Source organism: Chryseobacterium sp. SSA4.19, from assembly GCF_022601875.1.
Taxonomy (GTDB): Bacteria; Bacteroidota; Bacteroidia; order Flavobacteriales; family Weeksellaceae; genus Chryseobacterium.
Map to the genome: position 1 here is coordinate 1 of NZ_JAKVIP010000035.1, position 25518 is coordinate 25518.

A 25518-nucleotide genomic window follows, 5' to 3' on the forward strand; every position below is an offset into this window, starting at 1 on the left:
TATTACCTGGAAGAACCTGCACTTTTTAGCATTTTCTTTAAGGCTAATCAAAAAATTAAAAGTTTAAACAACTTCTATGATAAAATATGTTATGCAGCGATAAAAAACATTATTTAAATCTAGTGTTATATCTAATAATATTATAGAATACTTAAACTAATAAATTTCATAAGCTCGGATACCTGATGGTTGAAATAAAACCAGGATACCGAGATGTTCAAGGTAGTGATGATGGAATGGTTGCAATAGCTCCAAGCAAACCAGCGGTTCAAGATGCAAACGGTAGAATGCGAAATAAATAAAAAAATGAATCTCAAATTAAACTCCTGAAAAGCCCCAGGAGTTTTCTCACTCAACTCCCTCAATCCCCACCACCTCACTCTCCATCACCTTCGTTCCGCTCTCATTATAAACCTGCTTTACGGTCACTTTAATGCGGTCATGTTCCGGGGTGGGGAAGTCCATCAGTTCGGAAATGTTTTTAAAGCCGAAAGCTTTGGCCAGCAACGAAATGTGGCGGGTGGAGTATTTTTGATGTTGCTTGTAGGATTCTACATTTCCAACAAATTTAGTAGCAACTCCCATCTCAGTGCTAAGGGTTTCTTGTGACCAACCTTTTGATATTCTCAATGATTTTATGTGTTCAATGAAAGCAAAATCAAATTGATAAGTCTCAAACGTAAATATTTTTTCCATCTTTTTTACCTTACTATAGTGGGGTATTGAATTATTTTTATATATTTGTATCAGCGAATCAACAACATCCTCTGAAGACCCGTTACAAAAACGCATTCCGGGCCGGCCTAACGATTTCCATCGGGAAACCCCGTGAAATGGTTGTAGAAAAGTGCATCACTTTTCCACCGGCAAAAGGGTGGTTCCGGCGCAGGTTTCAGGGAATGGCTGTCTTAAAACCCAAATGATGAAAAAAAACATTTCCATCCTGCTGCTGACCGGCCCGCCGGCCTGACCGGAGCCCTTCAGCATCAGCGGTCACCGTGCGGTACCGAAACTGCCTGCAAGAGCAGGAAGGCGGGGTACCGCCGCACCCGAAAACCGCCGCCCTCCGAAATTCCTTTAAGCCAAAGGAAAGCCGAAGCACGTTGTAAACCCAACCCTTAAAAGTACTGGCTTTCTTTCAATTTTCCAAATGATTTTCGTCACGGAAGGAATTTATAAAAATAAACCGTTTGCCTGCCGCAGCGCAGAAGTATTGTTTTGCATCCGGCCAGGGTCTGTTATCATAACAGTCTGGCCCCGGCATGCTCCGGCACGCAAGACTTAACAGGCAGACAAACATTCCGTCCACAGAGGAAATTCTGTAGGGCAAGACCATCCGTAACGTAAGAAAACAGAAAATGAAAAACAAAAAAAGAGATTTTGAAGCCCAGTTCTGGTCTGGCACCCGGAAGCATTCAGCAATTGGTCTGCTGGAAACCTTCTTCCAGTTCAACGACCTGGCCGAAGTGAAGCAAAACCTAAACATGATGATGCAGTGTTCGGTACAGGAGAAAGCCCGGATCCGTAAAGACCCTGCCGAAATCTTCCACCTGCACCAGTCGCTCCGGTCGCTGGTCCGTGCCGCCCGTCTGATCGGGAAAGCAGAGACAAAAAACTTCCGGGTTTCTCCGGATGGCCATCTTCCCACACCGCTGATCTCCCTTTCGGCAGAAGAATATCAAAATCCAGTAAAGGTCTTCCGGAAGGCGTTCCAGACCTGCTGCCTGAAGGAGTTTGATAACTTTCTCTCGGCAACCGTGTATTTCTCGCTGGGCGATCTGCGTTGTGAAGAGGAGAGGAGGATTGTTATTCCCTATATCCAACTGATGAAAATCCTGGATGCCGCATGGCTGATCGTGGAGCGGGTTTTTATAGGATAGTGATTGTATAAGAAATACAAATTGAATGCGATAAGATAAACTAAAAAATATAAATTGTTAAAGCCTGCGATCAACAAAACAATGAGACTAATCAATCCTGTTATAGATTGAATGGTGAAAGTGGCTGTTTTAGAGAAAATCAATTATGAATAATTCCTGAAAACAAGATGTTGTAGCTTCTACGGGATAACGGAAAAGTACGCAAGCAGATAATTTTTAAGTATATTTGGAAAAAATGAATATCATGAAATTAAAACTCTTAGTAATATTGCCGGCGGTCTTTTTAAGCAACTGTACTCAGGCGCAGTCTTCTTTTCCTTACGAAAGAGACTGGGGGACTTATGTAGGAGCTTCCGGTACGTACCTGGGAGATTTCTCTTTAATCGGAACGTCCTTATTTAAGGATTCCCAAAATAATATACACGTCACAGGTCAGACAACATTTGAAAGCGGTTACAGCGCATCCTATTTTAATCAATTTGTATCAGGTGGCGGCAATCCTGTAGTGCTTACAGGTCCATTAAATTATTATTCGGCAAAATTTTCATCTGCCGGCCAGATGCTTAAGGGAGACTATAACGGCTTTAATAATAATTTTGAACGTATTGTAGGAATTGATGCACTGGATAATGTATATACCCTAAAAAATATACCTGCACAGGTTGCAAATTTAGCGACTCCCGGCGTATGGCTTACCCAAAACACAAATTCGGCAGGTAATGTGACCCGGACACTTACCAAGCGGGATCCCAATAATAATGTGATTTGGGTTACCTATCTTCCCAATAATGATCATAATGAATTCTTAAGTGTGAGATTTGATTCAGATCAGAATATCTATCTTTTGGGTGATACACAGTATGATATTCCGGGATTAGGGACACCTGGTGTTTTTCAGGAGAATTTTGTACCTTATAGTATCTCGGGAATTCAGCAAAATAACTCGTATGTCGTTAAATTGAATTCTTCAGGACAAAAATTGTGGGGGACATTTTCGACCCCGGGAATATTTGATTTTAAATTTTATAATGGCGAATTGTATCTTGCATGCAATTATTCTCCTTTAATGCCGGGAAGCTTTACCAACCCCGGTACATTTCAGCCCGATTCACCGGCGCAGAATATCATTATGAAATGGAACGCCGATACCGGTAAAAAAGTTTGGGGAACTTTCTACGGAACCCCGCTTAACCCGATGATGTATACCGGATCGGGCATCAGTGCCATTGAAGTCAATGCCAAAGGCATTTTTGTCAGCGGGCAAAATGAAGATGAAGACCATTCTACCTATTTCGCAACAGCGGGTGCATTTAAAGGACAGATGGTAAACGGAGATTTATTTTTAAGCAAGTTTGATGTAACCGGGAACCGTGTCTGGAGCACGTACTTCGGCAGTAACGGATATGATCTGATTAACGGATCAGACAATTTAACGGTACTCGATAATAAAATCGTGATTACGGGATCTCATTATGGTACATCCGGCAATGTTTCGACTCCGGGAGCTTTTCTCACGACGGTTCCCAATACTTCTGCAAATCTTACCAATATGTATTTTGCAGAATTTGATGATAACGGAAACAGGCAGTGGTCTTCTTATTATGGCGGTGCCGGCAGTAATAATTTTGGAGAGTATATCAATGCGAAATTCTTAAACAACGGCGCACTTATTTTATGGGGCCTTACGGGATCACCAACAGGAATAGGGACCAGTGGTGCTGCCTACCCGAATATGATTAATCCTTATCCGTCATCACCTTTCGGCTTTATTGCTAAATTCAGTTCAAACCGTGAATTGTCAACCTCTGAGACAGTTAAAAATGAAGACCTGCAGCTGTATGATAATCCTAATAACGGTAATTTTACTATTTCAGGAAATATTCTGGAAAAACAAAAAGCTGTTCTTTCCGTGTTTGATAGGTCCGGGAAATTAGTTTATCAGACTCCTTTTGAAAGAAAGAAAACCAGTCATTTTAATTTACAGGGAAAACTGACCGTTGGGAATTATCTGTTAGAAGTAACGGCTGATAATACTATGGTAAAAGTCTTCAAAATGACTGTTAAGCAGTAAGACCATATGTTTTATAATGCATCAAAACATCTCAAATTATACATACTCTGAATTCTAAATCGTGATTTGATTAAAGTTTTGTTGATGCTTGGATGGTTCATTAAGACCGAGTGTCGGAAGAATCTGCATTTAGTAAAAATTTTACGGGCGTCAATGGAACATTTTTATTTGAAATGTATAATATCGTATCACAGAAGTGATGCTGTTATTAAACAGTTTTATCATGTCCTTTATGTGGATTTAATCAAAAAGAAAACGTCCGTCAATCCGAAAATCTGAAGAAATAAATTATTGATAATTATTTGATAATCAAATTTTTAAAATTAATTTTAAATTGGTGTTATAAATTGCTTTGTGAAAATTATATAAATCAGATGACACAATGCGTAAATTTGAAAGTTGAGTGATATGCTAACCAATATGATGCTTAAATGCAAAAACTATCAGACAGATCATTAAATGATTTTAACGAAGATCATCCTGAAACAAATTTTTGGACTGACGGAATAAAAGTGTTTAACCAAAAGACCTTGTTAAGAGGAGCAAACCCAAAGACTTTTATCTATGATGGAATCTTCGCAAAAGACGACCGGAAATGCTTTTGTGGGGAAAATTGGTTAAAAGATGCAGATGTCGACACATTCGAGCCGTTAAATTATACATATGCTATCGACAAAAACAACGTTTATACCATTACAGGTAAAGTAAAAGATGCAGATATTGCAACATTTAAAGTTTTAGATGACGGTAAAAGTTTATTGGGATATAACAGGATAGGAATTCCGGAATATACATTTTACAGTTATGTAAAAGATAAAAATAATGTTTACTATCATAATTATGAGGGAAAACCAAAAGTGATAAAGAATGCTGATGGAGATACTTTTATTTCTCTATACGACGGATATTTTGCTAAAGATAAAAATTACGTCTACGGAAATGGAAAAATAATTAAAAACGCAGATGTAAAAAGTTGGGATACCTTATCTGAAATTCCCAATTCTTATTATTCTAAAGACAGCAAAAGAATATTTTATGGCTTTTGGGAAATAAAAGCAGACTATGAAACTTTTGAACTTGAAATTCCCGAAAAGGCAAAATCTGTAGAGTATCAGCTCGCAAAGGATAAAGATAATTTTTACAGAAATGGGGAAATCATCAGCAAAGAAGATTTTGAAAAGTATAGCAGCAAAGCTGATCGATAAAATAATCAAAACAGTCATAACATACAATTTTAAATGAGTAGCAAAATAGCTTTACGAAATAAATACTTTCAGACATAAATAATATCTGATTGGGTGATGTGTTAAGCCAAAGGCTGGTAGAAATGCTAAAAGAAACACAAAATATAAATATTAAAATTAAAAAGAATGGTTAATTTAAATGAATTTGAAGCAAATTTCAAAAATTTTGAAATTCCGGAAGAATTAGTAGAACTGGTAAATTTTCAAAACTCAATTGGAGATGATGAAAATTTTTCAGACCAGTTTTATATCGGAAGGGATTATTCAGATAAAAGCGGCATTAGCGGTTACTCGGACCATGAAGAATTTACAGATTCTATCATAGAATTTGCTATGGCAGACGGCAGCGGCTCAAGCTATGCGTTCTGGGTACGGAATAACAATAAAAATTTAAGCGAAGCACCGATTCTAGCATTTGGAAGCGAAGGAGGAATTCATATTGTTGCAAAAAACATCAGGGAATTGTTACAGATTTTAACCTTTGATGTGGAACCCGCTATTGGTTGGGACGATATTTATTATTATAAAGATGAAGATGATTATGAACCGACCGAGAAAACAGAAGAGTACAGGAAATGGGTTTTAGAAAAATATGGTATCGAGACGACAGAAGATCCGGATGAGATCGTAAAGAATGCTCAGGAAATGTATGAAAACGAATTTCAAAATTGGTTAAAAAAATATTATCATGACTAAATTAAGAACTCCCCTTTCAACCAGGATTTACCAAAGTAACTGAAATGTTTCGATCGGGTATTGGTATAAGCTCTATTTGATTTCCAATCGCAAGGCCCAAATGGGGATGACAAATTAAAAAAAAATCTGTATTAAACCCACTGTAGCCTGTATCAAAAGTACGTTAAACTACTTGTTATTTCTATCTTAAAAGACTACATTTGAAAAGATGGAAGAGGCAAATAAACAACAGACGAAACGCAATACAAAATCTGTAAGAAGCTATGGTTTTTTAATAATCATACCTTTTTTGTTACCATTGTTCTTTATCGGAAGGACCTTTGGATGGTGGCAAAATGAATTTGTTGCCCGCGGTTATGTTATTGGTATAGAATCAAATGGCAAAGTTTATGAGCTGGCCCATGGCGGTGCTTTTGCGTTCAGCAAAACTTATGTTAGGGATAAAAAAGTCTTTCTAAAGGCTGGGACAGGCACGGTCTGCTTTATTTCTGCCCTGGCGGAACATCATTATCAACTGAATTCAGAAAGAACAACAAATCCATTTTTTCAGGGAACTGTCACTTTCACTAATAGTGATGATCAATCGGAGTTTCATTGCCAGGAAGATAGAAAATATATCGATGCCACCTCATATTATACGGTTAATAATGTATTTAATCGGAAAGGCCGGCTTCTGCTCGCCTACAGCACCGACGATGATGCTCCCAAATCCTTACGGAAAACCCAATTGATCAAAACCATCATAAACCAGGGGATGTCAAGCCGGTCAGGGGGAAGTGTAAGCGATGTGAAAGATCCCTACATCGATATCTCAGCAATCTTTGAGCAGTTCTTTCATAAAAAAATAACTTACTCGGTTGACGAAAAAAAGAAAATCATACGTTTAATATTATAGTCGTACACACTAATATTTTTATACTTATTTTTATGATCGTATCTCGTATGAAAATTGAAGATTGATTTCGCATGATATAATTTTTATAACTGTTGACCGGAAAGCAGCGTGCTTTGCAGATTGGAAGAAATGGGCATTATTGATTTTATATTCAATCTATTGTTACTTTATGTCACTTGCAGTATAAATCTGTTTTACAGTAAATTTAATTGAGTCATCCTCAGGGATAGGAAAGTTCATCAGTTCAGAAATAGTTTTATATCCGAAAAATTTGGACAGTAATGAAATATGTCGGGTGGACTATTTATAAAGTTAACGGAAGAAGATGATTATCATTGGATACATCCAGCTCATGGAAAGGCTTCGACAGGAAAGTAACTGGCTTTTTAGCCATAACAGAGGCCAGACGAAGCCAGACTTAACAAAATCTCTTTAACGCATATTAAAACACAACATTTAAATAGAATGTGTTCTAAACTATTTTCAAGATATCCTAAATTCTTCTGTAACTTCTATATTAAAATAAGCACAATCATCCGTGCAAATCGGCGAAATCCGTAGAAAACCAGTTCAGATTAAAACAGGTTTCAGTGACAATCGGAAATAATTCCGGTTATTTGGATCGTACTTTATCGCTTGATTCCATCACTTCGCCTGCCATTTTCCGCATTTCAGTCACCAAACGGTTTTAACGCTTATGGAGCAGCAGTAGCTTTGCCTTACAATATAAGACCAAAGCGGAATGAAACCAAAAAAATATCTTAAAATCCTCAATGCAGGATTTTTATTCTTCATTGTAGTATTTATCATGAGTTGTGGCGGAAATAAAGATCAGGACAACATGGGGCAGGCAGAACCTGTCCAGGTAGAAGTGATGATTCTCCGGCCGGAAGAAGCAGTGGTGGAACAAACTTTTCCAGCCAGTCTCCAGGGGAAAGACAATGTTCAGCTACGTCCGCAGATCAGCGGTTATATCGATAAAATTTATGTGGATGAAGGCACTTACGTAAAAGCCGGGCAGCCAATATTCAGGATCAATGCCAATGTATACCGGGAGCAGAAAAATACGGCACTTGCGGCATTGGGCATGGCAAAATCTCAGTTGGCATCTGCAAAATTGGAGCTGGATAAATACAAAGTGCTTACGGATAACAAAGTCGTGGCCGATTTCCAGTACCGGAAAGCCCAAACCAATTATGACAATGCGCTCGCTGCCGTGAAACAGCAGCAGGCCCTTGTTTCTTCGGCTGATCTGAATGTGGGTTTCTCTGTTGTCAAAGCGCCGGTAAGCGGTTACCTCGGCCGGATTCCCAACAGGATAGGCGCACTGGTAGGGCCTAATGATGCACAGGCTTTAACCACATTGTCGCAGGTGAGTGAAATCTATGCCTATTTTTCCCTTCCCGAAAAGGAAATCCTGAACATCAATGCCACCCGCCCAGGAAAAACCTTAATCGAAAAACTGAAAAGCTTTCAGGATATTACGTTACTGCTCGCAGACGGCAAACCTTACAGCCATACTGGGAAAATCGATATGATGGACGGGCAGTTCGATCAGAACACCGGTTCTGTATCACTACGTGCTTCTTTTGCAAACCCGGAAGGCTTACTCCGTACCGGGAATACGGGACGAATTGTACTGAAAACAATGCAGCAAAAGGTCTATAAGATTCCGTTGCTGGCGACCTATGAAGTACAGGATAAGATATTTGTGGGGCTGGTGAACCGTCATAACAAAGTAACCCGCAAAGCCTTAAAAGATTTTACGCGGTCGGGAAATTTCTACCTGATGAAGTCAGGCTTTGCACCAGGCGACCGGATTGTGGCCAACGAACTGGCCTCTATTCCTGAAAATTCCACTGTTACACCAAAAGCCGTTCAATAAAACCTTTCGGATATGTTCAATAAAATTATCAAAAGACCCGTACTGGCTACGGTGATCTCCATTATACTTGTGCTGTTAGGGATTGTAGGCTTACAGCGCATCCCGATGACGCAGTTTCCCGAAATTGCCCCGCCGACCGTTTTTGTTTCCGGTGTGTATCCCGGTGCCAATGCGGAAAGTGTGATCCGCTCGGTGGTAACGCCGTTGGAGCAGGCCATCAACGGGGTGGAAAACATGCAATACATGACGTCCACCGCTTCCAACGATGGTAGTTTTTCCGTTACCGTGATCTTCAAACAGGGCGTTAATCCGGACCAGGCAGCCGTTAATGTCCAGAACCGCGTTGCCCAGGTAAATGCCCAGCTGCCGGCGGAAGTGATCCGTCTGGGGCTTACCACAACCAAACAGCAGACCAGCAACCTGATGGTCGTGAATATCAACAGTGAAAAACCGGAGTTGTATAACGAGGCCTTTCTTCAGAATTATGCCAACATCAACCTGGTTCCTGAACTGAAAAGGATTCCAGGAGTAGGAAATGTGAGTTTATTCGGGGCCAAAGACTATTCCGTCCGCGTATGGATTAATCCGTCGAAACTGGCTGCGTATGGGTTGGTTCCTTCCGATGTGGAAACGGCAATTCAGAATTACAGCTTTGAATCTTCGCCGGGAAGCCTCGGAGAAGAATCGGATGCCCAGCTGCAATACGTATTGCGGTATAAAGGGAAACTGAACAAACCTGAAGAATTTGAAAAGATCATCCTCCGATCTAAAACAGACGGCTCCGTATTGCGACTCACAGATGTGGCAAGGATTGAATTCGGCCTGTCGAATTACTCCAGTGACACTTTTACTGACGGTAAACCTTCAGTGGTATTCTCAGTGATCCAGGCCAGTGGTTCCAATGCCAATGAAATTGCCATCAAAGTGCAGGAATCATTGAAAAAGTTCCAGTCGCAGGTACCGGACGGAATCACGTTTCAGATTATCCAGAATACAAAAGACCGGTTGGATGCTTCTATCTCGCAAATGAAGTCCACACTAATTGAAGCTTTTATTTTGGTATTCATTGTCGTGTTGGTTTTCCTGCAGGATTTCCGGTCGACCATCATTCCGGCCATTGCCGTTCCCGTATCCATCATCGGTACTTTTTTCTTCATGTATCTGATTGGCTTTTCGGTAAACGTGCTGACACTCTTTGCTTTGGTACTGGCTATCGGAATTGTGGTGGATGACGCCATTGTGGTGGTGGAAGCCATCCATGCAAAAATGGAAGAGACGGGTGAAAATGCAAGAACAGCCACCGCTTCGGCTATGAGTGAGATCAGCGGTGCCATCATTTCGATTACCCTGGTGATATCGGCCGTATTTCTTCCCGTAGGTTTTATGGAAGGCCCGGCCGGTGTTTTCTACAAGCAGTTTTCCTATACGCTGGCTATTGCCATTCTGATCTCAGCCGTTAATGCCCTGACTTTAAGCCCGGCTTTATGCGCTTTATTGCTGAAAAACAAGCATGAGGAACATGGAGGCCAGCCCAAAAAGTTTACCCAAAGATTTGCCAATGCTTTCAATGCCAGCTTTGAGCGGCTGACCGATAAATATGTAGGGGCGATCCGGTTTTTAGGAAAAAGAAAAATCATTGCCTTGGGTGCTCTGGCTCTCATTGCTTTCGGTGCTTTCTTCCTGATGAATAATGCGCAGAAAGGCTTTGTGCCGGAAGAGGACGATAACAACCTCACTTTTGTCGTTAACCTTCAGGCCGGTGCCAACCTGCAGTACATCACAAAGGAAATGGAAAAAGCAACAAAGATTGTCCGCAGCATGCCTGAAGTGAAAAGCATCAGTACTGTTTCCGGTTTTAATCTGTTCAGCTCAGCAGCTTCACCCAATTCCGCGATGGGATTCATTACCCTGAAAAATCCCAAAGACAGGGGAGAAGTATCGGATATGAATAAGGTAATGCAAAAAATACAGTCTGCCGTGAAAGGTAAAATCAGAGGGGAGTTTATGATTTTCAGGAACCCGGCTGTGGAAGGATTCGGAAATGCCGGCGGGGTGGAGTTTGTGCTTCAGGACCGGGCTTCGGGAAGTATTGCCGATTTTGAAAAGGTGAGCAAAAAAGTAATTGATGCTTTAAGTAAAAGACCGGAGATCGGGACTGCATTCACCAGTTTCCGTAGCGATTATCCGCAGTATGAAGTCGTGCTGGATGAAGACAAAGCCAAGCAGCTGGGACTTACGCCTAAAGAAATTATGGATGTGATGCAGTTGTACCTCACCGGCTCCCAGACCACTGATTTTATCCGTTTCGGAAGATTATACCGCGTCAACGTACGTTCTGAGGCTGAATTCAGGAAAAACGAAGCTTCGCTGGACAACATGATGATCCGTAACCGGGAAAATAAGATGGTTCCGATATCTACGCTGGTCAGCCTTAAAAAAGTCTACGGACCGCAGGTCATCAGCCGGTACAATCTTTACAACAGCATCTCGGTGAACACGAACGCTGCCGGAGGAGCCAGTACCGGAAAGGTGATGAGCGTGATCGACGAGGTTTTGCAGAAAGAACTTCCGAAAGGCTACAGCTATGAATATGGAGGCCTGAGTTTACAGGAACGGAATTCCGGCTCGCAGATGATCTTTATTTTCAGTCTGAGCATCCTGTTTGTGTATTTCCTGCTTTCCGCACAGTATGAAAGTTACCTGCTGCCACTGGCCGTAATGCTGTCTCTGCCGACTGGTATTTTAGGCGTTTTTATCGCCACGGGATTTGGCGGCATCGATAACAATATTTATGTCCAGATCGCGCTCATTATGCTCGTGGGCCTTTTAGCCAAAAATGCCATCCTCATTGTGGAATTTGCTATTCAGCAACACAAAGCAGGCCTGTCCGTGTTTGAAGCCGGAATCGTAGGAGCGAAAATGCGTCTGCGACCGATCCTGATGACCTCTTTTGCTTTTATTGCCGGGCTGGTACCGCTGATGTTTGCTAAAGGAGGAACGGCGATGGGAAATAAATCCATCAGCATCAGTGCCGCAGGAGGCATGTTAAGCGGCGTGATCCTCGGAGTAATGATTATCCCGGTTCTGTATATGGTGTTCCAGTGGCTGCAGGATAAAGTATCAATCAATAAAAACCATAGAGATGAAAACATTCACACAATATAGTTTGATAGCCATTGTCCTTTCCGGGTTGTTGCAATCCTGCAAGGTAACCCAGGATTATCAACGGCCGGAACTTGGTCTTCCTGCATCATTTAACGGGTCTCCGGACAAGATGAAAATAGCTGAAATCCCAGCTTACCGGGAATTTTTCAAGGACCGTGAACTGATCGCCCTGCTGGATCAGGTGATGGCAAAAAATCCTGATCTGCTGATTGCTTCGGAGGAAATCCTGGCTTCCGAAGCCCAGCTGAAAAGTGTAAAACTGAATTACCTTCCCGATATCAGTCTTCAGGTCAATACCGGAATACAGAAACTGTCTAAAAACAGCATGCAGGCTTCCTTCGGTGGCGGCGTGGTTTTTCAGGAATATAATTTCGCACCAGTGGTTTCCTGGGATGTTGATTTCTGGGGCAAATTTAAAAAGCAGCGGGAAGAATCGCTCGCAAATTATCTCAGCAGGGCTGAAAACAGAAGGGCGCTACGGGTACAGCTGGTGGCACAGACGGCCCAGGCTTATTATAATATATTAAGCCTCGATGAACAGCTGAACATCACACAGCAGGTTGAAAAAAGCATGCAGGAAACCGTCACCATGCTGAAAACCCAATATTCGGTAGGTGATGTAACAGCGCTGGCCATTAAACAGGCTGAAGCCCAACTGGCGGATACCCGTGCCCTGATCCCGGAGATCAAAGGCAGCATTAAGGCCCAGGAAAATGCCTTGCAGACACTTGCAGGGAATTATCCTGATGCAGTAAAGCGGTCAGGGCAATTCGGTAATCATGCGTTTACCACAGAACTTGAAACCGGTGTTCCGGCTGATCTCCTGGCTAACCGCCCCGATGTAAAACAGCAGGAATTGCTGTTGCAGGCCGCATCTGCAAGAGTGGGCATCGCCAAGACCGAATTTTACCCAAGCCTGAAGATTACGGCACAGGGCGGGTCCAATGCGACCAATCTGGCCAATTGGTTTTCCATTCCGGGATCCCTGTTTGGGACTGCTGCGGCCGGGCTGACACAGCCGCTGTTCAACAGAAGAAGCATCCGTTCAGGCTACGAACAGGCTATTCATCAGCAGGAAGCGGCGGTACAGGCGTTCCGGAAATCGGTACTGACGGCAGTAGAAGAAGTGAGTACCGCCATGAGCAACATCATCCAGGTAAAAGAACAGCTGGATGAAGTAAGCAACCGTAAAAAAGCAATGAATAAAGCGATTACCGATGCACAGCTGCTGTATACATACGGCGAAGCGAATTACCTGGAAGTATTAACGGTACAGCAAAGTGCTTTCCAGGCAGAACTTGCCTATACGGCTGCCCGGCAGAAAGAAATAAATACTTATCTTGCTTTGTATAAATCATTAGGCGGAAATTAGATGGACAGCAATTTGAAAAACCAGTCAGGATCCCTGTGGAAAACTATTTTCCAGTGGAGCGGTGTACCGGTTTCAGTGGCCTTGGCAAACCTGATCCAGTACCTTCTGAACCCGCAAAGCAAATGGTGGGATTTTTATACGGAAGCACGCTGGACGGAAATCTGGATTACCATTGCCGGAGGCATTGCCATGTATGCCGTTATTTTCGGGATCATCCGGGTGCTGTCCGGATGGGTCAATAGAAAAAACAGGCTGAAAGATAATATATTGGCTCATTTTATCTTGACCACCTGTGTGGTCGTCGCCTGTATGTTTCTGCTGCTGTACCTGGAAAACGTATTTTATGAGCAGATATGGCCCGACTCTGCTGATGGAAACGGAGAGCTGGAAGTTGATGTGCGGAATTATCTGGTCGTAAACCTGGTGGTCGCTGCATTTGTTAATAGTTTTTACAATTCCTTTTTCTTTTTTGAAAAATGGAAATCGGAGGTTATCGAAACCAATAAACTGGAAATCCTATCGCATCAGCTCAGGGAAAATGCTCTGCAGGCCGAACTGGAAGTATTAAAGCTGCAACTGGATCCTCATTTCCTGTTTAATAATTTCAGTATTCTGACCCAGCTCATTGAGATCAATAAAGAAGCCGCACAGGAATTTTTGTCTAATCTTTCAAAAGTGTACCGGTACATCCTCACCACCGGTAAAAAAGACATCGTCTCCCTGGATGCGGAACTGAAATTTGTAGAAACCTATTTTCACCTGATCAAAATCCGGCACGGTGAAACCATCCATCTGACTGTTAATGTGTCGGAAGCAAACAGAAGGAAAGGTATTCCGCCCGTTACGCTGCAGCTGCTGCTGGAAAATGCCATTAAGCATAATATCTCTACCTTAAAGAAGCCGCTACATTTATCAATTATGAGTGATGATAACGGTAAAATTATTGTGAAAAATAACCTTCAGCGTATCAATATCGATTATAAAAGTACCGGCATGGGGTTGAAGAATATTAAAGAACGGTACCAGCTGCTTGAAGGCAAAACGCCGGAAGTCACGGAAACCCGTACTTCTTTTGAAGTGCTGCTGCCGCTGTTGAACATTTAAAATAGAACAATGAATTACCTGATTATAGAAGACGAAGCCCATAATGCAGGACTGTTGAAAAGTCTGGTGGAAAAGACGGATTCCGAAGCCCGCTTGCTTGAAATACTGCCTACCGTGCAGGAAAGTGTGGAATGGCTGGAAGCAAACCCGGCACCCGATGTCATTTTTATGGATATCCGCTTGGCAGATGGACTGTCTTTTGAAATCTTTAGCCAGGTAAAAGTCGCTTCGCCCGTTATTTTTACCACTGCTTATGATGAGTATGCTTTACAGGCCTTTAAGGTTTATGGTGCTGCTTATTTGCTCAAACCTATTGAAAAGGATGAATTACAGGAGGCACTGGAAAAGGTAAAGCGGCTGCAGCCTAAAATTGCAGGGGACGAGATCAGTGCCATTATGGAAATGTTCCGTACCCGGGAGAAAACTTATAAAAGCCGTTTCCTGCTACATTACCGGGAAACTTACAGAGTGATCCCGGTAGAAGAAATTGATTATGTCTGCCTTGAACATAAAAACATTTACTTCCACCTGCTGGACGGGAGTTCCATTGCCGTTCCATATACGCTGGAGGAACTTGAAGAGCAGTTGGACCCACAATTTTTCTTCCGGGTAAACCGGCAATATATACTGCATATCAATAGTATTGACAGCATCCACAAATATTTCAATGAAAAGCTGAAAGTTATTCTAAAAAGGGACCGCCAGGCAGAAGTGATGGTGAGCCGAATCAAAATTCCTCAGTTTAAATTGTGGCTGGATAAATAACCAGCCTGTTCTAAACCTTATATTTTATGAAACAAAAATATAATGAGCTGCTTCAAGAAAGACAGCTTAATGAAATGATGTTGCCCGGAGCCAATTGGCAGAAACGCTACTGGTTTATTTTCTCAGGACAGGCCCTTTCCATCATCGGTTCTGCGCTTACTCAGTTTGTCCTCATGTGGTGGATCGCTGATACGACTGGGAGTGTCAGTAAACTGGCGCTGGCCGGAACGGTTGCTCTTCTGCCGCAGGCATTGCTGAGCCCGGTGGGTGGCGTTATAGCAGACCGTTACAGCCGGAAAATGATTATGATCCTTTCCGATATCATCAGCGCAGCTTGTGTGGCTGTTCTGGTCATCCTCTTTCTGAAAGATGATGTTGAGCTCTGGCATATTTACCTGATGATGGGTGTCCGGGGTGCTATGCAGGCTTTTCAATCTCCGGCCGTGGAGGCGAGTAGCGCCATGCTGGTACCCGAAGCTTTTCTTCCGCGGGCTGCAGGTCTGAACCAGATCCTGATGGGAGCGACGCTCGTCGCCGGTGCTCCGCTGGGAGCGCTGGCTGTCACTGCCATGCCGTTGGGATGGGCTTTAAGCATCGATGTTTTTACAGCCCTGCTGGGCATTGCACCGCTGTTCTTTTTTACGGTTCCGCAGTGCAGGAAAGAAAAAAGTAAGGCGCCGTTTTTCAGGGAAATCATCTCCGAACTCGGAGAAGGGATTACCTTGGTCTGGAAAGATCACGGACTGAAAAGGCTGTTCCTGCTATTGGGAAGCATTGTCCTGGTGATTATGCCTACGTTTACCTTTGTGCCGCTTCTGGTAAAAGAACATTTTAATGGCGGCGTGGAAGAAGTCGGACTGATGGAAGGGCTTGCCGGTGCAGGAATGGTGGCCGGAGGTATTTTAGTAACGATCATGGCACCCAAACGAAAAATGACCTGGATCCTTACTGGATTGGGATTGTCCTGTTTTGCCGTCAGCCTCACTGCCCTAATGCCTGCCAATCTCTTCTGGGCCGCGGCCTTTTGGTGGATGATCAGCTCCTTCACCTTTATTTTCGCCAATGCGCCTTTAACGGCATTGCTGCAGACCATTATTCCGAACCAGATCCAGGGAAGAGTATTGTCGCTGCTGAATATGATTATGGCATTGGCGGCGCCGGTCGGGCTGATGGTGGCCAATCCGCTGGGGGAGTGGCTGGGATTACAGTGGTTATTTATCATTGTAGGATTTTTGGCAGGAATAGTTGCTTTCTCTGGATTTGCTTCCCGTTACCTGAGAGATCTTGAAAAGAATAAAGCGGACCTATAAAGATAAAGTTTGAACGGAACCTAAAGCGTAAAAGTATTGATAATATAATTGAATTGTCTTTGCTTATAAAGCTTTTACCTTTTTGATGTAAAAAGTCCGGTGTATGATGAGAAAATGAGTATTTTTAAGTAGAACTGTCAGGAACTTAATACAGCCTGATAACAATACCGATCCTGCAATATCCAGTATAAATTTCAACCAGGTTCATTTTAAAACAATAAATAGTATGGAATTTTTTAAAACAGAAAGACTGATTGTCCGCAGTTTCAGGGAAGTGATGCCACCGATTTATTTGCATACTTTTCCGCACCCAGGGTAAACTGTTTTGCCGATGAACAGCTGGCCACGCTTGAAGATGCCGTTAGGGATGCGCGGAAAAAAAGTAAAGATCATTCGCAGTTTGCCGTTTGCCTTAAAGGTGAAGATATACTCATCGGGAATCTCTTCGCCATGCAAGAAGAAGATACGTTTAATGTTGGCTGGAATTTCAATGGCAGTTATGAAGGTAAAGGCTATGCAAAGGAAGCAGCTGCCGGATTGTTTGATTATCTGTTTGGGCAGAAAGACGGAAGGAGAATATACTGTTATGTGGAAGATTATAACATCCGCTCACAAAAGTTGTGCGGGCGTTTAGGCATGCGCAAAGAAGGTCTTTTTCTGGAATACATTTCTTTCGTGAAAAATGATGACGGAACACCCAGGTACGAAAATACGCTGCAGTTTGCCATCCTGAAATGGGAATGGGAAAAACTGAATGGAGGGCGATAAAACTGTTTAACTGTAGCACTGTACTATTCCAGCCGCTCGATCACATTCTTTTTATAAAAATTTCCTATAGGTAAAACCGTTCCGTCTTTAAGGAACAGTTGACCGCCGGAAATTTTTGAGATTTCACTTATCGCAACGAGATGAGATTTATGGATCCGTACAAAAAGCTGATCATCCAGTTTATTTTCCACTTCCTGGGTCGTAATCTGGCTGAGAAGCATTTTTTCCTTAGTGAAAAACTTTACATAATTGCCGTAGCTTTGCGTATATCGTATTTCATTAAAAGGCACTTTTAAAATGTCGCCGTCTACTTTGAGGATGATGTGGTCACGTTTTTCAGCAGGGGTTTCTATTGTTTTTTTTGCCATACCTATGCGGTTGATCACTTTGTCGACAGCAGAGAGGAACCGTTTGAAATCAAAGGGTTTTACCAGGTAATCCGCTACGTCGTATTTGTAGCCGTCCAGTGCATATTCTTTATACGCTGTTGTAAGGATTACAAACGGTCTTTTAGACATGGTTTCAAGCAGCTCCATACCGCTCAGTCCGGGCATGTTGATGTCCAGGAACATCAGGTCCACCTTATTTTGATACACATAATCCACAGCATCCATGGCCGTGTAAAAGGAACCGATGAGGTGGATATGGTTCGACTGCGCGATAAAATGTTCCAGGACACGGTGCGCCCCTTCCTCATCATCTACAATAATACAGTTCAATTTATTCATAACTTATTTTTTCAAGCGGAATGTCAAGGACAGTTGTATAACTTGATTCCGATCGGTTTTCATGAAAACTAAAACGATCCCCGTAAAGATAAGATAACCGTTGTTTGAGATTATTCAGTCCCACTTTAGTGGAAGGTTTCTGCAGGTTTTTATCAGCCAGTGAATTGTCAATTTTCAGATGTAGCCTGTCATCGGTAAGGGCAATGTCGATATAGACAAACCAATTGGAATTGTTCTGACTGTGTTTAAAACTGTTTTCAACCAGGGTAATCAGCAGCAGCGGCGGAATGGAATAATGGCTGGTATCTTTTGCGGACGCAGAGAAGTTAAATTGTATGTCAGATCTTTTTCCGATCCGTTCCCGCTCCATATCGGTGTAATTCCGGATAAACTCTATTTCATCGGCAAGAGAAACTCTGGCTGCATTTCCATTTTCAATCTGGTAGCGCATCATTTCGGATAATTTAACAATGAGGGCAGGTGTACGTTCCGGTTCAGTAAGGCTTACTCCATACAGGTTATTCAGCATATTGAAGAAGAAATGCGGATTCAGCTGGGTATGCAGAAATTTAAGGTTCATTTCATTCAACAGGAGCTGATCCCGGTTTCTGCGCTGCAGCTCAACGGCATACCGTTGCATCAACGAAAGAGCCATGATCGTAACGGTGCTGATAATACAGATGACAAAATGATAAAGAAAGCTGAAGAGCAATTCATCAGCATCAAAAAATTCAGGCCGGATCCATAATAAATTGGCGATGAATAGTACTGCTGATCCTATGAGGATGACCCCAAGAGAAGAAAAAAAGTAGGTAATATATTTTTTCTCCAGATAAAAATTAAAGATGAAGAACCGGTGGACCTGTGCCTGAACATAAAGGATCAGGAAAAAAACGAAGCCTTTCAGAAAGTTCTCCAGTGAATTGATGAAGATCCATTCATGAAGCATTGTCAGTACAAACATAGCCCAGAAAATAACAATCTCCTGGTACCACATTTTCCGGGTGGTAATTATTTCCGTTTTCAGATCGGTTTCATACTTCATTGCTGGAAAGTTTTTATGTTGCACAATACCCTGATGATTCATCTCAACATCAGTGTTGTTTGCTGCTACAAAAGTCCAAAATCAAAAGTAGAACAGAAAATATTAATGACCAACAGTTTTCGACATTTATTTAAAGGGCTTTGTCACTAATATTTTCAGCCCCGAGCTGCTTGTTATTGCTTTGTGTCTGAAAAAGTAAATGGACATCATGAAGAATTTGAAAAAATTTTGGAAGCAAAGCATCCTGTTCCTCGTTCTGCTTCTTTCAGGGAATGCAGAGGCACAGGTTCTTACACAGAAAGAATCAACTGTAAATATCAAAGGAACGGTAGTAGGCAATAAGGATAATGCAGCACTGCCCGGAAGTACGGTAACGGTAAAAGGCATTGACGGCTCTGTTGTTGGTAAAACCATTACCGCAAACGACGGCTCTTTTTCGGTAAAGGTAAAAAACCTTTCCACCATCAGTATCAGCATCGCTTACCTTGGATTTAAGGATTACCATTCCGGTAACCTTAAAATCGCAGATACGGACCTGGACTTGGGCAGGATTTCGATAGAGGAAAAAAGCACCGCAATCCAAGGTGTTAATATTACCGCCAGCAGAAAGAAACCTCTTATTGAGAACGGCAAAGACCGAATCATTTATAATGCGGCTTCTGATATCAGTAATAAGTCAGGAAATGCAGCTGATGTATTGCGAAAAGCGCCGATGCTTACCGTTGGCGCCGGTGGCGATCTCAAGCTCCGCGGCAATTCTAATATCAAAGTACTAATCAACGGTGTACCGTCCAGGATTATGGCTAAAAACCTGAAAGAAGCGCTAAAGATGATTCCGGCAAGTTCCATTGTATCGGTAGAGGTGATGACGAATCCTTCTGCCAAATATGAGGCTGAAGGGGCAGCCGGTGTGGTGAATATCATCACCCGTAAGAAACTTAAAGGGACAAGCGGAGTGCTTGACCTTACCGGAGGAAATCTGGAACATACCGGTAATATCGCCCTGAATGCGAGTTCAGGAAAGTTTGACTTTACCGCCATGGGCAATTACAGTGAAGAACGCGAAAAAACAGCTTCCCTGCTGGAAAGGATCAATCTGGAAAACGGTAAGCAGACCGGAAGCCTTCGACAGCAATCTGACCTGTTGCAAACCAGCAAAGGCGGATCTGCCAATCTTTCGGCGCGATATAAAATTGACTCCCTGCAAACTCTTGAGGCCAGCTTTTCCTATTGGAAAGGATCATGGCCCCAAAGCGGCGGACTACTGAACCGGTACAACGGTGCCGGAGGGACTCAGGAATACCGGCAGAATATTTTACAGACCGGAAAATTCAATTACACGGAATGGATGCTGAACTATCAGAAAAAGTTTAAACGCGAAGGACAGGAATTGCAGATTGTCGGTCAGGCTTCTACATCATCCGATCTTTCCGATTATACCACAGAGCAATATAAACCCGACGGTACTTTCGTCTTCCGTGAGCAGGGCCCTAACAGGGGTAAGGAAAAGGAATGGAGTTTTCAGGCAGACTATACGCATCCGCTCAGTGAATCTGGCAAAACAGTGCTGGAAACTGGTGTGAAATACCTGCAGAATCATTCCAGAAGTGCCTATGAGGTAATCAATAGCTATCTACCTGTCGATCCTTCACGCTCCGGAAGTATGGCTTACCGCCAGAGTATTTTTTCAGCTTATGCCACGCTTAATTTCGATCTCGGAAACGACTGGACTTTCCGCCCGGGGCTTCGGTTTGAAGGTACAGATATTAGTGCGACTTTTCAGAATGCCGCTCCTTTGTCAAGGAAATTTTCCAACTGGGTGCCCAATGTATTGCTTAGCAAGAAAGTCGGTGAACGGAATGAATTTAAACTGGATTACAACGAAAGGATCCGCAGGCCGTGGATCATGGACCTGAATCCGTACAGCAATGCGGTAGACCCGCTGAATGTGACCCAGGGGAACCCATACCTGAAACCTGAACTGACCCGAAAGCTTGAGTTATCCCATACCTATACTGGATCTAAAGGATCGCTCCTGACCAGCAGCTTGTATTACAGCAGCAATAAAAATGCAGTAGAGCAGATCACCAAAGTGAATGATAAAGGCATCGCATTTACCACACCGGATAACATCGGTGAAAGTACACGCATGGGCCTGAACGTAAATACGGTGTTTAATCCGGTGAAGAGCTGGACCGTGAATGCAGGAGCCGAGTTATTTCATCTTAAATTCCGCAGTTCCTCTTTAGGCATCAGTAATAACGGAACTTTTTTCAGTACGAGTTTAAGCAATACCGTAAGCTTACCGAACAGGTTCAGCTTCAGTGCTTCGGCAGACTACGGAAACGGGTTTATTACCCTGCAGGGAAAGAATTCGGCCAATTATTCCTATCGGTTTGCGTTGAAAAAGGAATTCCTGGATAACAAAGCCAGCCTCACCCTTACTGTGATTAACCCGTTCCAGAATAATTTCCGGGAAAACGTATATGCTTATGCACCGACTTTCCAAAGCACGCAGATTAACCGCTATTTCAACAGGGCTGCCACCCTTACTTTCAGCTGGTCTTTCGGAGGTTTGAAGGCTTCCCGGGATAAGGAAAGCAGTTTCTCTGATAATGGAGAAGATAAGCACTTTAGAAAAAGGAAAAGATAAATCTCTGCGCTGCTTGATTCTTCACAAAATTTTTCAGGGCTTATTCAAACCTGCAACAATAACAATCACAATATAACCAATGCCTTATGAAAATATCAATCGCAACCTCAGTCTATAATCAGGAAAAATACATCGGTACCTTTCTGGACGCTGCTGTGAAAATCGCTGATGAAATTATTATCGTGGATCATTTTTCGACGGATCTTACCGAAGAGATATGCATGGCTTATGAACAGGTGAAATTTTTCCGGAAAAAGGCTCAATCCGCCGATATCATCAGAAAATGGAGCATCGGCTTATGCACAGGCGACCTGAATATCTTTCTGGACATCCTGGATTTCAATGACGATATCGCTCATAGGGAAATGATGAGCCTTTGTTCGGTTTCTCACTCTTTAAAAGCAGCGCGATCTGTATTTTAAAAAGGGAACCTGGATTTTTATAGTCAAGCGGCGATTAACTTAAGACATTCCTAAAGCAAAGACATTTTCTGTCTACGAATAGTGAACTCACTGAAGCTAAAAAGCCGCAACTATTATGGGTTGTACAACTTTATTAAATCCTATGTGACGGTTGGCAATAAAGTACTCCTGATGCTTGTTGGGATTTATAATAATTTCTTCATATCGTAGATTAATTTTGTTGATGGCCGTTTGCTCATATATGCAAAGCGGCCATTTTGTATCCGTTTACAGCAGATGATTTGTAGCAAGCCATATCATAAAGTTTTCCATACTTAATCTTTATGATAGTTACTTTAATGACCAACGTGTTTTGTCACTAATAGCAGGACACTTGTCATTTTATTTTCCCGCAGATTTTGCATTTACTTTTCTTTGCCAGAGTGATTGCAATATGTAAAAATATCAGGATTTAGCCCAGTCATTACTGTTCAATAGCCATTCAATGAAGAACTAATTATTGTTAACGAAAAGAAAGAAAAAGTATGATGAAAAAATATTACATCCCGGCACTTATATTTTTGATTCTTGTCTCAGGAATGGCTTACGGGCAGAGCGCTGTTCAAAATTATGATGTCATTCATAATGATAAGGTGGTTGGCACTACGGTAGTCAGGAAAATCGGAACCGATCAGAACTTCACGATCAGCCTGAACTTTTCTGCAGATATTAATTTTTTAATCAAGAGAGTAGTGATTCTCGGTAAGGAACATGCCCGTTTTGAAAACGGAGTTTTAAAATCAGGTTCCGTTTTTCGCAAAGCTAATGATAAAATAAAAACTGACAAGTCAATAAAGCATCTGGGAAGCTCTTATATAGTGTATGACGGAGACCAGCGCCATGTTTTGCAGGTAGGGGAGATACGCAATAATATGCTGAGCCTGTTTTTTAACGAACCAAATAACACTATCACCGTTTATTCTGATAATCAGCAGAAGTTAGTGAATGTAAAGGAAGCTGCTCCGCATAAGTATATAATTCCCGGAAAAAATGAAAGCAACAGCACGTATATTTTTAAAAACGGACAGTGTAATATGATCATTTTAAAAAGTGATTTATTAACCATAAAACTGGTAAGAAAGTAAAACGGATAGATCTCCTACTACATAAGAAAATTAATATCTCTGATCCTCAATGAAAACAAAAAAGACTTATCATACGATTTCTGACCATACAAGAAAAATTAATGAGGAAACTCATTATTGGACCTATACTAAGATGTCGAAATATATTGCGTATGCAAAAGTTTTATTCGTCCCTACCCTTGTATTTTTCAAAGTCTATTTTTTCCAGTTGAGGCTGCTTAAGGGTTGGGAAGGATACTATGAAGCAAAGAGCAAAGCATTTCAACAATTCCTTAATTATTCCAAATATATTGAGTGGTTAAAAATCAATTATGACAAGCAGGAACGCAAATAAAACTGAAGAGTTATCTTTTACTGATATTTGATTAACATTATATTTATGATAGAAAAAGTCCGGATTAATTTTGAATCACAAATTTATAAGATCAGATATGAACTCTCTCTATTTCTTCTGATCGATCACTTCAAAAGCTTTTAGAAGCAGAAGGTCTTCCTCGTTTCTTATACTTTCTACAGTAGGGCGTATAATGATGTCAGGTTTGATACCGATTCGCTGAGTTTCTCCACCATCAGGATAATAAATTCCCAATCCTGAAAAGATCATTCTGTTTCCATCAGTCAGTTTAATAGAGGTTTCATTGCCATCGGCACCTGCAGTCTGGCTTCCGATAAAGATGACACCCGGGACTTTCTTAAAAATCATTGCCCATAATTCTTCTGCACTCTGCGTATATTCATTAATCAGAACCACCACTTGTCCCTTGTAAGAATTGGGGTTGATCTTACCGGCGAATTTATACCTTTCGTCAATGATATTATCCACAAAGCAAAATTTGCCAGGCTGCGTGAAATCAGCTTGGGTCATAATTCCGAAATGCTCCGGTTTGTTCATCAGATAGTCGAAAATCTTTATTAATGAACCGTTATCATTGTAACTGCGAAGATCGAAAACTAATCCTTTTGCATTTTTATACGTTTCCATTAATGCAGGAATCTCCGGTACTCTTAATGAAGAAAACTCGAAGTATACTTTATCCTCAATCTGAACACTTGGATTAAGACGACTTTCTTTTTCGTTATAAGTTAAATAATGGTAAGTCTTTCCTTTGTAGGTCAAATGATAATTCGGAATACCGTTCATATCCCATTCCTCATCAAAGACCCGCTTTATTCTTTCAACGGTGGTTTTAAAAACTTTTCCATCTTTCTTTATTCCTTCAACTGTAACAACTTCTTTTCCTCCGCTGAAAAGATAGCTGTATGCCTGGCGTATTCTCACTGACTCATTGGAATAGGCAAAATATTTCGATTTTTCATTAATATTTTTGAGAACAGTTTTGCCATTGATTTTGGTAATGAGATCTCCGACTTCAAGACCCGCTTTTTTCATCTTAGCTTCATTTTTAATCCCGGTTATCAGCACTTTGTTATCTACGATCTGAAAAACAAAAGGAGAGGACATTTCACCAAGTACGTTGTACTGATACGTGTTTTCCAGACGCGTATGGGTATCCTGCAGTTCCGCAGAAAGCAGCATAATAGCAGACTGGTAGTCCCGCTTATTTTTGATGTTTCTGAATATGGGAATGTATTTTTTTAAAACATCGTCCCACTGATGATCCAAAAGATATTTATAAGGATAAAAATATTCAATCGCATTCCATATTCTGAACAGCTCCAACATTTTAATTTCCGCTGTAAATGTGTCGTATACTTTTTCATTGGCGCTGCTGAAACGATTACTGTTTGCCACAAGATTGGAATAGAATGAGCCGACATTTTTTGGCTGAGCCGCTATTTTTAATAAACGCGCTTTACTTTCGGGGCTTATTTTCCGCAGTTTTTTGATCCACGAAATATTAAAATTGCGAAGGGTAATACTGTCACAGTGATGGTCCTTTTTCACCACTTCATTAAATTTGCCTTGATCTGCCGTGCTCATCCACTGATTCATCATTTTGCCTGCAGCATACTTTGATTCATCTTTCAGCGATTGCAGCAAAACAGCATCCCAGTCTGCTTTTCCCTGAGAAACTGCGGGATGGTAATACTTCATCAGTCCCCAGACTTTTCCCATTTCGTATAAATCACGATCAGAAAGTCTGCTCATCTGAGCTGAAAATGTTGATGTTAAAAAGAGGGAAAAAAAGATAAAATATTTCATTCCGCTTTAAAGTTATATTGTAAATACTAAAATAATTCAATAATATAATTTTAACCCTTATTTGGCAAATATTTATTAATGAATTATAATAATGACAGATTTTCTTCTTAAAAAGTTACACTTTAAATTATTTTTAGAGTTAATTTGATCTTGAAGTTGTTTAAACTTTTAATTTTTTGATTAGCCTTAAAGAAAATGCTAAAAAGTGCAGGTTCTTCCAGGTAATA

At 41.6% G+C, this 25518-nt stretch carries 19 protein-coding genes and 1 pseudogene; 16 read left to right on the plus strand and 4 right to left on the minus strand.

Annotated elements, in window-relative coordinates:
- Nucleotides 1-348: 348 nt before the first annotated feature.
- Nucleotides 349-696 carry a helix-turn-helix domain-containing protein gene (locus MKJ01_RS17390; protein WP_241615506.1) on the minus strand — a complete coding sequence of 116 codons (348 nt, stop codon included), beginning with the start codon at nucleotides 694-696 and terminating at the stop codon, nucleotides 349-351.
- Between the two features lie 662 nt (nucleotides 697-1358).
- On the opposite strand from MKJ01_RS17390, the gene MKJ01_RS17395 reads away from it, so the two are divergent.
- The 12 genes and pseudogenes from MKJ01_RS17395 to MKJ01_RS17450 form a co-directional block, all read left to right on the plus strand.
- Nucleotides 1359-1880: a hypothetical protein gene (locus tag MKJ01_RS17395; RefSeq protein ID WP_241615505.1), complete on the plus strand. Its 522-nt coding sequence runs from the start codon at nucleotides 1359-1361 to the stop codon at nucleotides 1878-1880.
- A gap of 244 nt (nucleotides 1881-2124) precedes the next feature.
- Complete coding sequence (locus tag MKJ01_RS17400; RefSeq protein ID WP_241615504.1) at nucleotides 2125-3951, plus strand: T9SS type A sorting domain-containing protein; 1827 nt, start codon at nucleotides 2125-2127, stop codon at nucleotides 3949-3951.
- 431 nt (nucleotides 3952-4382) lie between these two features.
- Nucleotides 4383-5156 (plus strand): DKNYY domain-containing protein, encoded by a 774-nt coding sequence (locus MKJ01_RS17405; RefSeq protein WP_241615503.1) that lies wholly within the window; start codon nucleotides 4383-4385, stop codon nucleotides 5154-5156.
- 165 nt (nucleotides 5157-5321) lie between these two features.
- Nucleotides 5322-5891 carry a hypothetical protein gene (locus MKJ01_RS17410; protein WP_241615502.1) on the plus strand — a complete coding sequence of 190 codons (570 nt, stop codon included), beginning with the start codon at nucleotides 5322-5324 and terminating at the stop codon, nucleotides 5889-5891.
- 208 nt (nucleotides 5892-6099) lie between these two features.
- Nucleotides 6100-6786, plus strand: a complete 687-nt coding sequence (locus tag MKJ01_RS17415) for a hypothetical protein (protein ID WP_241615501.1) — start codon at nucleotides 6100-6102, stop codon at nucleotides 6784-6786.
- A 742-nt stretch (nucleotides 6787-7528) separates the two neighbouring features.
- Nucleotides 7529-8671, plus strand: a complete 1143-nt coding sequence (locus tag MKJ01_RS17420; protein ID WP_241615500.1) for an efflux RND transporter periplasmic adaptor subunit — start codon at nucleotides 7529-7531, stop codon at nucleotides 8669-8671.
- A gap of 12 nt (nucleotides 8672-8683) precedes the next feature.
- Nucleotides 8684-11836: an efflux RND transporter permease subunit gene (locus tag MKJ01_RS17425; protein ID WP_241615498.1), complete on the plus strand. Its 3153-nt coding sequence runs from the start codon at nucleotides 8684-8686 to the stop codon at nucleotides 11834-11836.
- A complete protein-coding gene (locus tag MKJ01_RS17430) occupies nucleotides 11814-13208 on the plus strand; it encodes an efflux transporter outer membrane subunit (protein ID WP_241615497.1) in 1395 nt (464 codons plus the stop codon). Before MKJ01_RS17425 ends, MKJ01_RS17430 begins: the two co-directional genes overlap by 23 nt.
- Nucleotides 13209-14312, plus strand: coding sequence for a sensor histidine kinase (locus MKJ01_RS17435; RefSeq protein ID WP_241615496.1), 1104 nt, complete (start codon nucleotides 13209-13211; stop codon nucleotides 14310-14312).
- A gap of 9 nt (nucleotides 14313-14321) precedes the next feature.
- Entirely contained in the window at nucleotides 14322-15077 is a 756-nt protein-coding gene (locus tag MKJ01_RS17440; protein ID WP_241615495.1) for a LytTR family DNA-binding domain-containing protein, read from the plus strand.
- Between the two features lie 26 nt (nucleotides 15078-15103).
- On the plus strand, nucleotides 15104-16387 hold the full coding sequence (locus tag MKJ01_RS17445; protein WP_241615494.1) for an MFS transporter: 1284 nt from the start codon (nucleotides 15104-15106) through the stop codon (nucleotides 16385-16387).
- Nucleotides 16388-16663: 276 nt separating this feature from the next.
- Nucleotides 16664-17155 (plus strand): annotated as a pseudogene (locus MKJ01_RS17450) (GNAT family N-acetyltransferase); the annotation flags it as partial.
- Nucleotides 17156-17178: 23 nt separating this feature from the next.
- Here MKJ01_RS17450 and MKJ01_RS17455 read toward each other — a convergent pair.
- The gene (locus MKJ01_RS17455; protein ID WP_241615493.1) at nucleotides 17179-17883 is read right to left on the minus strand and encodes a LytTR family DNA-binding domain-containing protein; all 705 of its coding nucleotides are present in this window, start codon (nucleotides 17881-17883) and stop codon (nucleotides 17179-17181) included.
- Entirely contained in the window at nucleotides 17876-18928 is a 1053-nt protein-coding gene (locus MKJ01_RS17460; RefSeq protein ID WP_241615492.1) for a sensor histidine kinase, read from the minus strand. The genes MKJ01_RS17455 and MKJ01_RS17460 overlap by 8 nt, the downstream gene beginning before the upstream one ends.
- A gap of 208 nt (nucleotides 18929-19136) precedes the next feature.
- Here MKJ01_RS17460 and MKJ01_RS17465 point away from each other — a divergent pair, with 208 nt between their 5' ends.
- The 4 genes from MKJ01_RS17465 to MKJ01_RS17480 all read left to right on the plus strand — a co-directional run bounded on the left by MKJ01_RS17465 (nucleotide 19137) and on the right by MKJ01_RS17480 (nucleotide 23461).
- The gene (locus MKJ01_RS17465; protein ID WP_241615491.1) at nucleotides 19137-21581 is read left to right on the plus strand and encodes a TonB-dependent receptor; all 2445 of its coding nucleotides are present in this window, start codon (nucleotides 19137-19139) and stop codon (nucleotides 21579-21581) included.
- An 86-nt stretch (nucleotides 21582-21667) separates the two neighbouring features.
- Nucleotides 21668-22003 (plus strand): glycosyltransferase, encoded by a 336-nt coding sequence (locus tag MKJ01_RS17470; RefSeq protein ID WP_241615490.1) that lies wholly within the window; start codon nucleotides 21668-21670, stop codon nucleotides 22001-22003.
- 524 nt (nucleotides 22004-22527) lie between these two features.
- A complete protein-coding gene (locus tag MKJ01_RS17475) occupies nucleotides 22528-23127 on the plus strand; it encodes a DUF6134 family protein (protein WP_241615489.1) in 600 nt (199 codons plus the stop codon).
- A gap of 49 nt (nucleotides 23128-23176) precedes the next feature.
- Nucleotides 23177-23461, plus strand: a complete 285-nt coding sequence (locus MKJ01_RS17480) for a hypothetical protein (protein ID WP_241615488.1) — start codon at nucleotides 23177-23179, stop codon at nucleotides 23459-23461.
- A 108-nt stretch (nucleotides 23462-23569) separates the two neighbouring features.
- Here the strand turns inward: MKJ01_RS17480 and MKJ01_RS17485 are convergent, their stop codons facing one another.
- Entirely contained in the window at nucleotides 23570-25237 is a 1668-nt protein-coding gene (locus MKJ01_RS17485; RefSeq protein ID WP_241632717.1) for a S41 family peptidase, read from the minus strand.
- Nucleotides 25238-25518: the final 281 nt, after the last annotated feature.